This is a genomic window from Pseudomonas sp. R4-35-07, from assembly GCF_003852235.1.
Lineage (GTDB): Bacteria > Pseudomonadota > Gammaproteobacteria > Pseudomonadales > Pseudomonadaceae > Aquipseudomonas.
Map to the genome: position 1 here is coordinate 1841914 of NZ_CP027732.1, position 14517 is coordinate 1856430.

At 62.0% G+C, this 14517-nt stretch carries 20 protein-coding genes; 16 read left to right on the forward strand and 4 right to left on the reverse strand.

The annotated features are described in order from the left end of the window. Positions 1-3: 3 nt before the first annotated feature. From C4J89_RS08465 to C4J89_RS08475, 3 genes are all read left to right on the forward strand, one after another. On the forward strand, positions 4-240 hold the full coding sequence (locus tag C4J89_RS08465; RefSeq protein WP_124370142.1) for a glutaredoxin family protein: 237 nt from the start codon (positions 4-6) through the stop codon (positions 238-240). A gap of 73 nt (positions 241-313) precedes the next feature. Continuing rightward, positions 314-649 carry a transcriptional regulator gene (locus C4J89_RS08470; RefSeq protein WP_124403534.1) on the forward strand — a complete coding sequence of 112 codons (336 nt, stop codon included), beginning with the start codon at positions 314-316 and terminating at the stop codon, positions 647-649. 75 nt (positions 650-724) lie between these two features. Continuing rightward, positions 725-1615, forward strand: a complete 891-nt coding sequence (locus C4J89_RS08475) for a pseudouridine synthase (RefSeq protein WP_124414229.1) — start codon at positions 725-727, stop codon at positions 1613-1615. Between the two features lie 53 nt (positions 1616-1668). Here C4J89_RS08475 and C4J89_RS08480 read toward each other — a convergent pair whose 3' ends face one another. Then, entirely contained in the window at positions 1669-1890 is a 222-nt protein-coding gene (locus C4J89_RS08480) for a YgdI/YgdR family lipoprotein (protein WP_124361936.1), read from the reverse strand. A 79-nt stretch (positions 1891-1969) separates the two neighbouring features. Continuing rightward, positions 1970-2572: a molybdenum cofactor guanylyltransferase MobA gene (mobA, locus tag C4J89_RS08485; RefSeq protein WP_124414230.1), complete on the reverse strand. Its 603-nt coding sequence runs from the start codon at positions 2570-2572 to the stop codon at positions 1970-1972. 76 nt (positions 2573-2648) lie between these two features. Between mobA and moaB the strand changes: the two genes are divergently transcribed. The 4 genes from moaB (at position 2649) to C4J89_RS08505 (ending at position 5213) form a co-directional block, all read left to right on the forward strand. Next, on the forward strand, positions 2649-3188 hold the full coding sequence (gene moaB / locus C4J89_RS08490) for a molybdenum cofactor biosynthesis protein B (protein WP_048729884.1): 540 nt from the start codon (positions 2649-2651) through the stop codon (positions 3186-3188). Next, positions 3172-4398 carry a gephyrin-like molybdotransferase Glp gene (gene glp, locus C4J89_RS08495; RefSeq protein WP_124414231.1) on the forward strand — a complete coding sequence of 409 codons (1227 nt, stop codon included), beginning with the start codon at positions 3172-3174 and terminating at the stop codon, positions 4396-4398. The genes moaB and glp overlap by 17 nt, the downstream gene beginning before the upstream one ends. Positions 4399-4528: 130 nt before the next feature. After that, positions 4529-4798 carry a hypothetical protein gene (locus tag C4J89_RS08500; RefSeq protein WP_164487592.1) on the forward strand — a complete coding sequence of 90 codons (270 nt, stop codon included), beginning with the start codon at positions 4529-4531 and terminating at the stop codon, positions 4796-4798. A 166-nt stretch (positions 4799-4964) separates the two neighbouring features. Continuing rightward, complete coding sequence (locus C4J89_RS08505; RefSeq protein WP_124361940.1) at positions 4965-5213, forward strand: CsbD family protein; 249 nt, start codon at positions 4965-4967, stop codon at positions 5211-5213. A gap of 242 nt (positions 5214-5455) precedes the next feature. Here the strand turns inward: C4J89_RS08505 and C4J89_RS08510 are convergent, their stop codons facing one another. Next, the gene (locus tag C4J89_RS08510; protein ID WP_124414233.1) at positions 5456-5785 is read right to left on the reverse strand and encodes an EscU/YscU/HrcU family type III secretion system export apparatus switch protein; all 330 of its coding nucleotides are present in this window, start codon (positions 5783-5785) and stop codon (positions 5456-5458) included. Beyond that, the gene (locus tag C4J89_RS08515) at positions 5782-7359 is read right to left on the reverse strand and encodes a flagellar hook-length control protein FliK (RefSeq protein ID WP_124414234.1); all 1578 of its coding nucleotides are present in this window, start codon (positions 7357-7359) and stop codon (positions 5782-5784) included. The genes C4J89_RS08510 and C4J89_RS08515 overlap by 4 nt, the downstream gene beginning before the upstream one ends. Before the next feature lie 200 nt (positions 7360-7559). On the opposite strand from C4J89_RS08515, the gene ccmA reads away from it, so the two are divergent. The 9 genes from ccmA (at position 7560) to ccmI (ending at position 14506) form a co-directional block, all read left to right on the forward strand. Continuing rightward, positions 7560-8195 (forward strand): cytochrome c biogenesis heme-transporting ATPase CcmA, encoded by a 636-nt coding sequence (gene ccmA, locus C4J89_RS08520; protein WP_124361943.1) that lies wholly within the window; start codon positions 7560-7562, stop codon positions 8193-8195. Continuing rightward, positions 8192-8860: a heme exporter protein CcmB gene (gene ccmB / locus C4J89_RS08525; RefSeq protein ID WP_124361944.1), complete on the forward strand. Its 669-nt coding sequence runs from the start codon at positions 8192-8194 to the stop codon at positions 8858-8860. The genes ccmA and ccmB overlap by 4 nt, the downstream gene beginning before the upstream one ends. Before the next feature lie 84 nt (positions 8861-8944). After that, on the forward strand, positions 8945-9700 hold the full coding sequence (locus C4J89_RS08530) for a heme ABC transporter permease (RefSeq protein WP_124414235.1): 756 nt from the start codon (positions 8945-8947) through the stop codon (positions 9698-9700). After that, entirely contained in the window at positions 9697-9873 is a 177-nt protein-coding gene (gene ccmD, locus C4J89_RS08535) for a heme exporter protein CcmD (protein WP_057722744.1), read from the forward strand. The genes C4J89_RS08530 and ccmD overlap by 4 nt, the downstream gene beginning before the upstream one ends. Then, entirely contained in the window at positions 9870-10337 is a 468-nt protein-coding gene (ccmE, locus tag C4J89_RS08540; RefSeq protein ID WP_124414236.1) for a cytochrome c maturation protein CcmE, read from the forward strand. The genes ccmD and ccmE overlap by 4 nt, the downstream gene beginning before the upstream one ends. 3 nt (positions 10338-10340) lie before the next feature. Continuing rightward, positions 10341-12326, forward strand: coding sequence for a heme lyase CcmF/NrfE family subunit (locus tag C4J89_RS08545; protein WP_124414237.1), 1986 nt, complete (start codon positions 10341-10343; stop codon positions 12324-12326). Further along, positions 12323-12859, forward strand: coding sequence for a DsbE family thiol:disulfide interchange protein (locus C4J89_RS08550; RefSeq protein ID WP_124414238.1), 537 nt, complete (start codon positions 12323-12325; stop codon positions 12857-12859). Before C4J89_RS08545 ends, C4J89_RS08550 begins: the two co-directional genes overlap by 4 nt. Then, positions 12856-13329 (forward strand): cytochrome c-type biogenesis protein, encoded by a 474-nt coding sequence (locus C4J89_RS08555; RefSeq protein WP_124361950.1) that lies wholly within the window; start codon positions 12856-12858, stop codon positions 13327-13329. Before C4J89_RS08550 ends, C4J89_RS08555 begins: the two co-directional genes overlap by 4 nt. Further along, positions 13322-14506, forward strand: a complete 1185-nt coding sequence (gene ccmI, locus C4J89_RS08560) for a c-type cytochrome biogenesis protein CcmI (protein ID WP_124414239.1) — start codon at positions 13322-13324, stop codon at positions 14504-14506. The genes C4J89_RS08555 and ccmI overlap by 8 nt, the downstream gene beginning before the upstream one ends. Positions 14507-14517 lie beyond the last annotated feature (11 nt).

Sequence of the window (14517 nt, forward strand, 5' to 3'; positions counted from 1 at the left end):
GCCATGCTTCCTGAATGCCAGCTGTTCGGCACCCTGGGTTGCCATTTGTGTGAAATTGCCGAAGCCGAAATCATGCCGCTCGTCGAACACGGGTTGCTCGTGGAGCTGGTGGATATCACTGATCCCGACGACTTGACCGAGGTCTACGGCCTGCGGATTCCGGTGCTTAGACGGGTGGACACCGGGGCTGAACTGGATTGGCCGTTCGACGCCGAGCAGGTGGTCGCTTTCCTGCGCTGATGTTTAGGCCATGGCGGGGTTTCCAATATTACGTTACTGTATGTTTGTACAGCGATGAATAGAGGGAACGCCCGTGGTGAATGTCGAACAACTGAAAAGCAGCGTCAATCGCATGTCCGCCGACGTCGTGCGCGATGCGGTGAGCGAGCTGCGCCTCGATGGCCTGGTCACGGAAGGCAAGACGCCCTTCAACAAAGTGCATTTCAATACCTGCTTTGCGGAAATCGAGGCGCTGTTCCAGCGTGCCGGTTATCACAAGCAGTTGGACGTGGTGGGTTACCAGGGCTTGCTCTACGCCCTGTACGATCCGGGCCGTTGGGAGGCCGTCGACGTGCTGCGCTGGCTCAAGGAGTTTACCGAGGCGGCGAGCGCTTCGAAGGTTTTGCGCGCGCAATTGGTCAAGGCCTGAGATCTCTCCTAGGCTCCATCCCGCGCCATGCGGGATAATGCCCGCCTGTTTTTATTCCAGGCTTTGAGCATCTGCATGTCCACTTCCGGTTTTTCCCCGTCCCAGCACCAAGCCAGCACCTTGTACCTGCCGCCTGGCCCGTGGGCAACGGTGTTCGATTGCCTGTGCGATCATTTCCCGGCAATCGCCCGTCAACACTGGCTGGACCGCATTGCCCGTGGCCGGGTGCTGGATATCAACGGTCACCCCATCCGCCTGGATCTGGCGTACAAGGAAGGTCTGTGCATTTATTACTTTCGCGAAGTGCCTAACGAGAAAGTGATCCCGGTACAGGAAACCATCCTGTACGCCGATGAACACTTGGTGGTGGCCGACAAACCGCATTTTCTGCCGGTGACCCCCGCCGGCGAGTACGTCGAACAGACGCTGTTGCGCCGTTTGATCCGGCGTCTGGACAATCCCGCCCTGGTGCCCCTGCATCGCATCGACCGGCATACCGCAGGGCTGGTGCTGTTCTCGGCCAATCCCGACAGCCGCGCGGCCTATCAGCAGCTGTTTCCCACGCGGCGTATTGATAAATTCTACGAAGCCATTGCTCCGGCGTTACCTGGCCTGACCTTCCCGCTGGTGCACAAGAGCCGGCTGGTGGATGGCGAACCGTTCTTCCGCATGCAGCAAGGCCCCGGTGCCAGCAATACCGAAACGGCGGTGGAAGTGCGCGAGAAACACGGCGATTTATGGCGCTATGGCCTGTTCCCGGTCACCGGCAAGAAGCACCAGTTGCGCGTCCACATGACTGCGCTCGGGGCGAGCATCTGCAATGACCCGTTCTATCCCAACGTAATCAAGGACGCGGTGGACGACTACGCCAACCCGCTCAAGTTGCTGGCCCAGGGCGTACGTTTCATCGACCCGGTCAGCGGCCAGCAACGCACCTTTCGCAGCGAAATCACCCTGGACTGGTAAACGCCAGAAACAACAAGGCCCGCGCGAGGCGGGCCTTGTGTGCAAGCGATGGCTTACAGGTCTTTAACGGTACGAACCTGATCTTTGTTGATACGGGTGTGTTTGCCGTCCAACTGTTCGAATTCGTAGAAGCCCGAATCTTCATCGAATTTCGGGGTGTCGACGGCCTGGATTTCGCGACCGTCATTCAGGGTGATCACTGTTGGCGAAGCGCAACCGGCGAGGGTGGCGAGGCCCAGTGCAAGCATGAGAGCGGCGATGGTCCGTTGAGTCATGAGTGTGTCTCCGAGAGAATACTTTTGAAATGCTGACCTTGTGACGTGTGCAACGCCGGCAAAGTTCCTGATGCAAGGCTCATTCTGACACGCCAGCCTGTGGGTGCAACAGCTCGGGGGTATTAAGATTGGCCAGGCGCGGGTCATCGGTGGCGCATTCGAGCGCCACGCCACCCAGTTGCAGAAAAATTTTCCGCGGGCTGCGTTCGCCCGCTTGCCAGGCTCGTTCCACTTGTTCTTTCAGGGCGGTGGGGAGGATGCAGAGCAAGGGTTCCCAGAACTCGCCGTGGCGAATCATCACCGGAACCTGCTGGTTGCAGTGCGCTGTGGCGCGCAAGTCGGCCAGCAGTCGCGCATCGATGTGCGGCACATCGCAGGGCAGGATCAGCAGATGCCCATGGCGTGCGGCGAACAGTCCCGCGCGGATGCCGGCAAGTGGCCCGGGAAAGTCCGGGCTATCGTCGCTCACCAGTTGGTCGGCATAGGGCGCATACCGCGCGTGGTTGCGATTGCACGAGATGATCAGGTCGTCCGTCAGCGGCCGCGCCAGGCGTTGCAGGTGCGCAATCAGGGGCTCGCCGCGCCATTCCAGCAGCCCCTTGTCCTGGCCGCCCATGCGTTGGCCACGCCCACCGGCCAACAATAAAATCGAGCAAGGCAGGGGTGAAGATTCAACAGACATGGCGGTTCCGCTGCGGCATGGAAATAGGGGCCTGTGATATAACATCGGGCTGTTCCTTCGACAACCGGACCGTGCCATGAACGCCAAGGCCGATGCGCCCTTCGTACCCCTGAATATCGCTGTATTGACCGTCAGCGACACCCGTACCCTGGACACCGACACGTCGGGCCAGGTCTTCGTCGACCGCCTGACCGCCGCCGGCCACACCCTGGCCGAACGGGTGCTGCTCAAGGACGACCTCTACAAAATTCGCGCCCAGGTTGCCCATTGGATCGCTGAGGACGTGGTGCAGGTCGTGCTGATCACCGGCGGCACCGGCTTCACTGGCCGCGACAGCACGCCCGAAGCGGTGAGCTGCCTGTTGGACAAGCAGGTCGATGGTTTCGGCGAGCTGTTTCGCCAGATATCTGTAGCCGACATCGGCACGTCCACGGTTCAGTCCCGCGCCTTGGCCGGCCTGGCCAATGGCACCCTGGTGTGCTGCCTGCCGGGTTCCACCAATGCGGTGCGCACCGGTTGGGACGGCATCCTGGCGGAACAGCTGGATAACCGTCATCGGCCGTGCAACTTCGTCCCCCATCTGAAACAGGCCGAGCCTTGTGAATCGCGTGGATAAGCCCGGCAAGTCCGGTGCCTTGATGCCGGTGGAAGTGGCCTTGCAGCGTTTATTAGACATGGCCGACGCGTCGCCGATCCGCGAGCACGAAAGCATGCGCCTGGCCGAGTGCGATGGCCGCGTATTAGCGCAAGACCTGGTCTCCACCCTCGACCTGCCGCCCTGGCCCAACAGCGCCATGGACGGCTACGCGCTGCGAGTGGCGGATTGGGCCGGCGAACCCTTGCCGGTCAGCCAGCGCATTTTCGCCGGCAATGCGCCAGAGCCTCTGGCGGCCGGCACCTGCGCGCGCATCTTTACCGGCGCGCCGGTGCCCCAGGGTGCGGACTGCGTGGAAATGCAGGAAAACGCGACCCTTCACAGCGATGAGCGCGTGAGCTTCAGCGAGCCACTGCAAGCGGGCCAGAACATCCGCCCACAAGGCCAGGAAACCACGGTCGGCGAGTTGGTGTTGCCCGCGGGCACGCGCCTGGGCCCGATCGAGTTGGGCCTGGCCGCTTCGCTTGGGCGCGATCGCCTGGACGTGGTGCGCCGGGTGCGGGTGGCCGTGCTGTCGACCGGCGATGAGCTGATCGAGCCCGGTTTGCCGCTGGGGCCAGGCCAGATCTACAACAGTAACCGCCGCGTGCTGTGCAGTTGGCTGACGCGAATGGGCTGTGAAGTGATCGATGCCGGCATCTTGCCGGACGACCTGGAACAGACGCGCACGCGATTGGCTGGCGTGGGCGGCGTCGACTTGATCCTGTCCACTGGCGGTGTGTCGGTGGGTGAGGCGGATTTCCTCGGCATTGCCCTGCGTGAAGAGGGCGAGCTGGCGCTATGGAAATTGGCGATCAAACCGGGCAAGCCGCTGACCTTCGGGCATTTTCGTGGCGTGCCGGTGATCGGCCTGCCGGGTAACCCCGCGTCGACCCTGGTGACGTTCGCCCTGTTGGCGCGGCCTTACCTGCTGCGCCGCCAAGGTGTGCAAGACGTTGCACCGCTACGTTTCAATGTGCCGGTGGGGTTCGTATGGCCCAAGCCAGGCAACCGCCGTGAGTATCTGCGCGGGCGTATCGAGCAGGGCCAAGCGGTCATCTACGGCAACCAGAGTTCCGGCGTATTGCGCAGTGCAGCGTGGGCGCAAGGGTTGGTGGAGGTGCTGGAAGGGACGACCTTGGCGGTTGGCGATCAGGTCAACTTCATTCCGCTGAGTGACGTCCTGAATTGAGACCCGAGCTGAAAATCGCTCACCCTGTTTCGACGCAGCAAAAATTTGAACCGCCCGTGAATGCGCTTACCTAATGATTAGCTTGTGACGAATCGCACAGGCAATTTGCCAATATCGGCATATCCGAGAGGTGGGCAACGTGGCTAAAGACGAGAAGAAAAGCAAAGGTGAAGGTTCGAAAGCCAGCAAGGAATTGAAAGACAAAAAGTCTTCACCGGCAAAAAAATCCGCGGCGGCATCGACTCTTTCAAAATCTTCGGAAAAGAAAGACAAGAAAAAAGATGCCGAACCCAAGAAGCCCGTAAAAAAAGCTGATAGCAAGCCAGAAAAGGCGAAGAAGCCGGAGAAGGCAGAGAAGAAGTCAGAGAAAGCAGAAAAGCCGGCGAAAAAGAAAAAATGATACCTGCTAGGGCCTTGCGCCCTAGCTTCTCCACGCTCAGGGCCTTCGATTCCGGAGGCTCATCAACTTTGAACTAATCATAATGCCCGTCCCCCTAACGCTGTGCAGATAATCCCTGGCTTGGGTCGATCCTGAGCTGATCAATGACACGCAAAGGTGGTGAATCATGAAGAGTGAACAAGTAGAAGGTGTGGCTGAAAAACTCGCCGGCAAGGCACAAAGTGCGGTCGGAAAGTTGTTGGGTGATTCGAAGATCGAAGCAGAAGGTGCTGGACGACAAGCTGCCGGTCAGCTGACCCAGACCTATGGCGACGCACTGGACAGCGTATCTACATTCGTTAAAGAAAAACCAGTCGCCGCACTCGCGATTGGGGCGGTGGCCCTGCTGGTGCTCGACCGTCTGCTGCGCCGCTGAGGTTTATCGGCTGGGTCCGATAGCGGAGGTTCAGGTGACTGATACACCGCTATCGGGGCAAGCCTCAACGCCGATCAGTTAAGCGAAAGGGACTCATTGTAGGAGCGAGCTTGCTCGCGAAAAACGTCCAGGCAACGTGTTTATTCTGGATAAACGCGGGGGCTCTGAGTCTTTCGCGAGCAAGCTCGCTCCTACATAGCAAGCCCCCTCACACATTTGAATCGGTGTTGGCCTGGCTTTATTCAGTAGTCGTCGCCGCGCTCCGTCACATCCCGCTCCACCGGCCCCGCGTTGGGGTCATAGCCCACCGGAAACTTGCCCTTCAGGGTCCAGGCAAACGCGATGATTTCGGCGATCGTGCGGTACAACTCTTCCGGAATACTGTCCCCCAGTTCCATGCGCGCCAGCAGCTTCACCAATTCGGCGTTTTCATAGATGGGCACTTCATTTTCCCGCGCCAGCTTGAGGATCGCTTCAGCCAGGGCCTCATCGCCCTTGGCGGTCAGGGTGGGGGCTTGCTGGCCGTCGTACTTGAGGGCGATCGCCTGGCGGGGCGGTGAGGGGTTCTTCATGCGGTCTCATCCACCCAGCGTTGTTCCAGTCCGGTTTTAGGCCCGCGCGGCGGGGTGCCGAGGTGGCAATCCAGGTCGCCAACGTTAAGCCCGGACGCCACCAGGCGTTCGCGCAGGCTGCCCAGGTGGTTTTCGATCAGGCTGGCGGTAAAGGGCCGGGTCGCCCATAACTGGCTGGAGAGTTTGCCCTGAGTCAGCTGCGCTTGCACTTGCAACGGCCCCAACGGCTCCATATCGAACGCCAGTTCCACGCGCCAGAGCATCTGCTTGGGGTCTTTGCGCTCTTTGCGGTCGGGCTGCTCTTTATCCGCGGGCGGCTCCTCGCGCTGGAATTTCACCTGCAGCGGCACGATGTCCTGCAGGTTGCGCATGGGGATTTCCAGTTGCCAGGTGGTTTGCAGGCGGCCATCGGCGGTGGTGCCGGTCTGTTCCAGGCTCGACAGTTGGTGGCTCTGTAAGCGAGCGATCGCCCCGGCGGCCAGGCGCAGCAGGTTTTCCAGGTCGCCTTCGCCTTCCAGTTTGGCCATCAGCCGCTCGGGCAGTGGGAAACTCGCGGGCGTCTGACGCGCACTGACCTGACCGAGGGTGCCCAACGGGCTGCGCACAAAATTGGGCAATACCTGGGCCAACGTATTGGCGGCGAGGATGGCATTCAGATTGGTGCTGGCGGGCAGGGCAGGCAGTAGATCCGCGACCAGGCGCAGCAGCGCGCCCTTCATGTCCAGCGGTGGTATTTGCGGGTTCTGCCCGGCAAGCAGCTTCGCCTCCAGAAAGGCCCCGCTATTCTGCACCAGTTGCGCCAGCACCTTGGGATTGCTGACTTGTGCCAGGTCGGGGAGGGCCGCCAGTAAACGCTCGGCCGCCCCACGCAGGTCGGCGGAGGTGCTGTCGCCACGGGGCAGGTTTTGCAGGGCGGTAAACACCGCATCCAGCGAGCCTTGGCGACTTTGCTGGGTCGAGAGCTGCTGCGCCACAGCCAGTTGGTCCTTCAGCCCGCTCAGCGGCACAAAGCTCAGGGTCTGCGCGTCCTGCACCACCGCGCTGAGCAAGCTGCCAACCCTCAACGGCTGCGGGCTTTCCACGGTGAGGGTGGCAGTGGTCATGGCGCTATTGAGCACGCTCACCAGCGAGCGATAGACCGCCGGCTGCGCGGTGCCCTGGGGCAGCATCTGGGTGGTCAGCACCTTGGCTTGCAGCAGCGTGCCCACCGGCATTTGGGTAGTGTCGATGCGGGTGAGGGCGGCGACATTGGCGCTCAACGCCTGCTGCAGCGAGAGGGTAAGGTTGCCCGCTGGCGTCTGGCCCACAGCCACGTTACTGCCCAACGGCAGCGGCTGGGTGCTGCTGGCCTGCACCAGGGTCTGGCGACCACCCTCAAGCGTCAACTTCAACAGTAACTGAAAAGCTTCGCCGCCTTGTTTAAGCGCGATGACCTCGGCGTTGACGGTTTTTCCAGGCGCGATCAAGCCGGTCTGCGGCTCCAGCAGCTTGAGCAACTCGCCGGCCGCAGGCAGCGGGGCGGGGCCTGAAGTCGCGGTTGGCGGCAGGGTAGGAAGGTTGATCTCACCGGTCATCGTGCGCATCGTCTCTGGGGAAATTGCCCTCTTTAGAGTAGGGCATCGCATGTATAATGCCGCCCGTCTGCAACGAGAGCGGTAAAAACCTCACAACTATTTGATCCAGCTCTCTAAAATCGGTCGCCAAAGCCGTTATTGTGCATTTCTCTATAACGGCCGCTGCACCGCCGACTTGAACCGTAAAGGCCCGCGATCTCTTGACCAGCCCTCTTCTTGAAGCCGTAGCGCTTGCCTGTGAACGCGACCTGCGCCTGCTGTTCGAACACCTCCAATTGCGCCTGGCGGGCGGCGACATGGTGCAAGTCAGTGGCCCCAACGGCAGTGGCAAGACCAGCCTGCTGCGCTTGCTGGCAGGGTTGATGCAACCGACGGCGGGTGAGGTTCGGCTTAACGACAAGCCCCTGCATGAACAGCGCACCGAGTTGGCCCGCAACCTGATCTGGATCGGCCACGCCGCCGGGATCAAGGACGTACTCACCGCAGAAGAAAACCTCAGTTGGCTCAGCGCCCTGCATCATCCCGCTGGCCGCGATGCAATCTGGCAGGCGCTGGCCGCTGTCGGTCTCAAGGGCTTCGAAGACGTGCCCTGTCACACCCTCTCCGCCGGCCAGCAGCGTCGTGTCGCGCTGGCGCGCCTGTACTTGCCGGGCCCGCCGCTGTGGATTCTCGACGAACCATTCACCGCCCTCGACAAACAAGGCGTGGCCCAATTGGAAGAACACCTGGCCCGGCATTGCGAGCAGGGCGGGTTGGTGGTGCTCACCACCCACCACACCCTGGCGCGCAGGCCCGCCGGTTACCGTGAACTGGATCTGGGGCGGTGGTCGGCATGAGCGTCTTTGCGCTGCTGGTCGCCCGCGAAGCACGCCTGTTGTGCCGTCGCCCGGCAGAGCTGGCCAACCCGCTGGTGTTCTTCGCCATCGTGGTTGCCTTGTTCCCCCTGGCGGTCGGTCCCGAGACTAAACTGTTGCAAACCTTGTCCCCGGGACTCGTGTGGGTAGCGGCGCTTTTATCCGTGCTGCTCTCGCTGGACGGGCTGTTTCGCAGTGATTTCGAAGACGGCTCCTTGGAGCAATGGGTCCTTTCGTCGCACCCTTTGCCCCTTCTGGTATTGGCCAAGGTACTGGCACACTGGGCCTTTTCCGGCCTCGCGCTGGTCTTGCTTTCGCCGCTGCTGGCGCTGATGCTGGGTTTGCCGGTTGAATGCTTGCCGGTGTTGCTCCTGTCCTTGTTACTCGGTACGCCAGTGCTCAGCCTGTTGGGGGCGGTGGGCGCAGCGTTGACCGTCGGGTTGAAGCGCGGTGGCCTGTTACTGGCCCTGCTGATTCTGCCGTTGTACATCCCGGTTCTGATCCTCGGCAGCGGTGCTTTGCAGGCTGCGCTGATGGGCATGCCGGCGACCGGTTACCTCCTGTGGCTTGGCAGCCTGGCCGCCCTGGCGGTAACCCTGACACCCTTTGCCATAGCGGCCGGCCTGAAGATCAGCGTCGGCGAATAATGAGGTCTGGTCAGGCTTTACACGCTTGGCCAGTAAAGACCCTAAGCTGCTTGCCACGACAAGCAGCAACCGTGAGAAACAGCAATGAACTGGACCTGGTTTCACAAGCTCGGCTCGCCCAAATGGTTTTATGGCATCAGCGGCAAGCTGCTGCCGTGGTTGAGCGTCGCCGCCGTGCTGCTGATCGGCACCGGCCTGGTTTGGGGCCTGGCCTTCGCACCGCCGGACTACCAGCAAGGCAACAGCTTTCGCATCATCTATATCCATGTGCCCGCCGCCATGCTGGCGCAGTCCTGCTACGTGATGCTGGCGGTATGCGGCATCGTCGGTCTGGTCTGGAAGATGAAGCTTGCCGACGTCGCCCTGCAATGTGCCGCGCCGATAGGTGCGTGGATGACCGCCGTGGCGCTGGTCACCGGCGCGATCTGGGGCAAACCCACCTGGGGTTCGTGGTGGGTGTGGGATGCGCGGCTCACGTCCATGTTGATCCTGCTGTTCCTGTACTTCGGCCTGATTGCCCTGGGCAGCGCGATCAGCAACCGTGACAGCGCCGCCAAGGCCTGCGCGGTGCTGGCGATTGTCGGCGTGATCAACATCCCGATCATCAAATACTCGGTAGAGTGGTGGAACACCTTGCACCAGGGCGCCACCTTCACCCTCACCGAAAAACCGGCAATGCCGGTGCAAATGTGGGCGCCGTTGCTGTTGATGGTGCTGGGTTTCTACTGCTTCTTCGGCGCGGTGCTGCTGCTGCGCATGCGCCTGGAAGTGCTCAAGCGTGAAGCCCGCACCAGCTGGGTCAAGGCCGAAGTTCAAGCCAGCCTGGGAGCGCCTGCATGAGTTTTGCTTCATTCAGCGATTTTCTCGCCATGGGCCATCACGGCCTGTATGTCTGGACCGCCTACGGCATCTGCCTGGCGGTGCTGGCCCTCAACGTCGCCGCGCCGCTGCTGGCGCGCAAGCGTTACCTGCAACAAGAGGCGCGTCGTCTGCGCCGGGAGACCGATAAGTGAATCCGTTGCGCCGAAAGCGTCTGTTGATCATCCTTGCCATCCTCGCCGGCGTCGCCATTGCCGTGGGCCTGGCCCTGAGTGCCTTGCAGCAGAACATCAACCTGTTCTACACCCCGACCCAGATCGCCAATGGCGAAGCGCCGGCGGACACGCGCATCCGCGCCGGCGGCATGGTGGAGAAGGGTTCGCTGAAACGCTCCGGCGATTCCCTGGACGTGACCTTCGTCGTCACCGACTTCAATAAAGCCGTGACCATCACCTATCGCGGCATCCTCCCGGACCTGTTCCGCGAAGGCCAGGGCATCGTCGCGCTGGGCAAGCTCAACGCCAACGGCGTGGTGGTGGCCGATGAAGTGCTGGCCAAGCACGATGAAAAATACATGCCGCCGGAAGTCACCAAAGCGCTGAAAGACAGCGGCCAATCCGCGCCTGGCTCAATGCCGGCACCTGCCAAGGAGGGCTAAGCGATGACGTCCGCACTGTTTATTCCTGAGCTGGGCCAGTTGGCGATGATCCTCGCCCTGTGCTTCGCCGTCGTCCAGGCCGTGGTGCCGCTGCTCGGTGCCTGGCGCGGCGACCGCCTGTGGATGAGCCTGGCGCAGCCGGCCGCCTGGGGCCAGTTCGCGTTCCTGCTGTTCGCCTTCGGCTGCCTGACCTATGCCTTCATGACCGACGATTTTTCCGTCGCCTATGTGGCCAATAACTCCAACAGCGCGCTGCCCTGGTACTACAAGTTCAGCGCCGTGTGGGGCGCCCACGAAGGGTCGCTGCTGCTGTGGGCGTTGATCCTTGGCGGCTGGACCTTTGCCGTGTCGGTGTTCTCGCGCCAATTGCCGCAAGTGATGCTGGCGCGGGTGCTGGCGGTGATGGGCATGATCAGCATCGGGTTCCTGCTGTTCCTGATCATGACGTCCAACCCGTTCAGCCGCATCCTGCCGCAGGTTCCGGTGGACGGGCATGACCTCAACCCACTGCTGCAAGACATCGGCCTGATCGTGCACCCACCGATGCTTTACATGGGGTATGTCGGCTTTTCGGTGGCCTTTGCCTTCGCCATCGCCGCGTTGCTCGGCGGGCGCCTGGATGCGGCCTGGGCGCGCTGGTCGCGTCCCTGGACCATCGTCGCCTGGGCCTTCCTGGGTATCGGCATCACCCTGGGGTCTTGGTGGGCTTACTACGAACTCGGCTGGGGCGGCTGGTGGTTCTGGGACCCGGTGGAAAATGCGTCCTTCATGCCCTGGCTGGTCGGCACCGCGCTGATTCACTCCCTGGCTGTCACCGAAAAACGTGGCGTGTTCAAGAGCTGGACCGTGTTACTGGCCATCGCGGCATTTTCCCTCAGCCTGCTCGGCACCTTCCTTGTGCGTTCGGGCGTGCTGACGTCAGTGCACGCGTTTGCGTCGGACCCTGCGCGCGGCGTGTTCATCCTGATCTTCCTGCTGTTTGTGGTCGGTGGTTCGCTGACGCTGTTTGCCCTGCGCGCGCCTGTGGTCAAGAGCCAGGTCGGCTTTAACCTGTGGTCGCGGGAAACCTTGCTGCTCGGTAACAACCTGGTACTGGTGGTGGCCGCGTCGATGATCCTGCTCGGCACGCTGTACCCGTTGGCGCTGGATGCCTTGAGCGGTGCCAAGCTGTCTGTCGGCCCGCCGTACTTCAACGCCTTGTTCATTCCGTTGATGGGCCTGTTGATGGTGGTGATGGCGGTCGGCATGCTGGTGCGCTGGAAAGACACCCCGGTGAAATGGCTGGCCGGCATGCTGATGCCGGTGCTGCTGGGCAGTGTGGCCTTGGCCGTGATCGCCGGGGTGGCCTACGGCGATTTCAACTGGGCGGTGCTCGCCACGTTCCTGCTCGCGGCCTGGGTACTGCTGGCCGGTGTGCGCGACATTGCCGACAAGACCCGTCACAAGGGCTTGATCAAAGGCTTGCCGACGTTGACCCGCAGCTACTGGGGCATGCAGATCGCCCACCTCGGCATCGCGGTGTGTGCCTTGGGTGTGGTGCTGTCGAGCCAGAACAGCGCCGAGCGCGACCTGCGCCTGGCACCGGGTGAGTCCATGGACCTGGCCGGTTATCACTTTATCTTTGAAGGCGCCAAGCATTTCGAAGGGCCGAACTTCACGTCAGACAAAGGCACTGTGCGCGTCGTGCGCAACGGCAAGGAAATCGCCGTGCTGCATCCGGAAAAACGCCTGTACACGGTGCAGAGCTCAATGATGACCGAAGCCGGCATCGACGCGGGTTTCACTCGTGATCTGTATGTGGCGCTCGGTGAACCGCTGGGCGACGGCGCCTGGGCGGTGCGCGTGCATGTGAAACCGTTCGTGCGCTGGATCTGGTTTGGCGGTTTGTTGACCGGTTTCGGTGGTTTGCTTGCCGCGCTGGACCGGCGCTATCGGGTCAAGGTCAAGAGTCGGGTGCGTGAAGCCCTCGGTATGGGAGCGGCGGTATGAAGCGTTGGTTGATGGTGTTGCCGCTGGCAGCGTTCCTGGTGGTGGCGGTGTTCCTCTATCGTGGCCTGTACCTGGACCCGGCCGAGTTGCCGTCGGCAATGATCGGCAAGCCGTTCCCGGAGTTTTCACTGCCGAATGTGCAGGGCGACAAGCAGCTGTCCCGCGCCGACCTGTTGGGCAAACCGGCGCTGGTCAACGTGTGGGGCACCTGGTGCATCTCCTGCCGCGTCGAACACCCGGTGCTGAATAAACTGGCCGAGAACGGTGTGGTGATCTACGGCATCAACTACAAGGACGACAATGCCGCGGCCTTGAAGTGGTTGGCCGAATTCCACAACCCCTACCAGCTGGATATTCGCGATGAGGACGGCAACCTCGGCCTGAACCTGGGCGTGTACGGCGCGCCGGAAACCTTCTTTATCGATGCCAAGGGCGTGATCCGCGACAAGTATGTCGGCGTGATCGACGAAGTGGTCTGGCGCGAACAACTGGCCGCCAAATACCAGGCCCTGGTTGATGAGGCCAAACCATGAAGCGCCTGTTAGCTGCCGCCGTCCTGGCGCTGGGGCTGGCCGGTGTGGCCCACGCCGCCATCGACACCTATGAATTTGCCAACGACGCCGAGCGTGAGCGTTTTCGCGAGCTGACCAAGGAACTGCGCTGCCCCAAATGCCAGAACCAGGACATCGCTGACTCCAACGCGCCCATCGCTGCCGACCTGCGCAAAGAGATCTTCCGCATGCTGGGGGAGGGCAAGGACAACCAGCAGATCATCGACTTCATGGTCGACCGCTACGGTGATTTCGTGCGCTATAAACCGGCCCTGACCGGCAAGACCGCGCTGCTCTGGTTCGGCCCTGCCGGGCTGTTGCTGGCCGGCGTGGTGGTGATGGCCGTGATCGTGCGCCGCCGCCGTGCCGCGCCTGCCGATGGCTGCGATGCGCTGTCCCCTGAAGAGCGTAAACGTCTCGACCACTTGCTGGACACCAAGACTGATGATTGATTTCTGGCTCGCAGCCGGCCTGCTGCTGTTGATTGCCCTGAGTTTCCTGTTGATCCCTGTTTTGCGCGGCCGCCGCGCCCAGCGTGAAGAGGACCGCACCGCGCTGAACGTGGCGCTGTATCAGGAACGCGTCGCCGAGCTGCAAGTGCAGCAGGACGAAGGCGTGTTGAATGCCGCGCAACTCGATACCGGCCGCGCAGAAGCGGCGCGTGAGTTGCTGGCCGACACCGAGGGCCTGGAAAAGCCTCGCGAATCCCGCCTGGGCAAACCGCTGCCATTACTGGCGGCGGTGTTGGTACCGGTGCTGGGCTTGGGCATGTATCTGCATTTTGGCGCGAGTGACAAAGTCGAACTGGCCCGTGAGTTCTCTCAACCGCCAGTGTCCATGGCCGACATGACCCGACGCCTGGAGCGCGCCGCCGCCGCGCAACCGGATTCAGCAGAAGGGTTGTACTTTCTGGGGCGCGCCTACATGGCCCAGGACCGTGCGGCCGATGCCGCCAACGTCTTCGAGCGCACCGTGGCCCTGGCCGGGCGCCAGCCCGAGCTGCTCGGGCAGTGGGCTCAGGCACAGTATTTTGCTGACAACAAACAGTGGTCGCCCAAGGTTCAGGCGCTGACCGACGAAGCCTTGAAGCTCGATCCAAAGGAAGTCACCAGCCTTGGCCTGCTCGGTATCGCCGCCTTCGAAGGCCAGCGCTACCAGGAGGCTATCGATTACTGGAATCGTCTGCTGGCGCAACTGCCCCCCGAAGACAATTCCCGTGTTGCGCTGCAAGGCGGTATCGACCGCGCGGCGCAAAAGCTCAGGGAGAGTGGCGGCACTGTCGCGCAAAAGGCCGTGCTGAAAGTGCGCGTGGACCTGTCCGCCGAAGTGAAAGCCAAGGCCCTGCCCGGCGACAGCGTGTTCATCTTTGCCCGCGCCGTCAGCGGCCCGCCGGCGCCATTGGCGGCCAAGCGTGTCAGCGTTGCCGAGCTGCCCGTCACCGTGGAACTGGGCGATGCCGACGCGATGATGCCGCAGTTGAAACTGTCCAACTTCCCTGAAGTCCAACTGGTTGCGCGCATATCCCGGGCAGGTGTTCCAACCGCTGGCGAGTGGATCGGCCGCAGCCAACCCCTGGCCAGCAACACCACTGCACTGCAGCAGCTGACCATCGACAGTCCGGATAAGTAATTCGAGGAAAC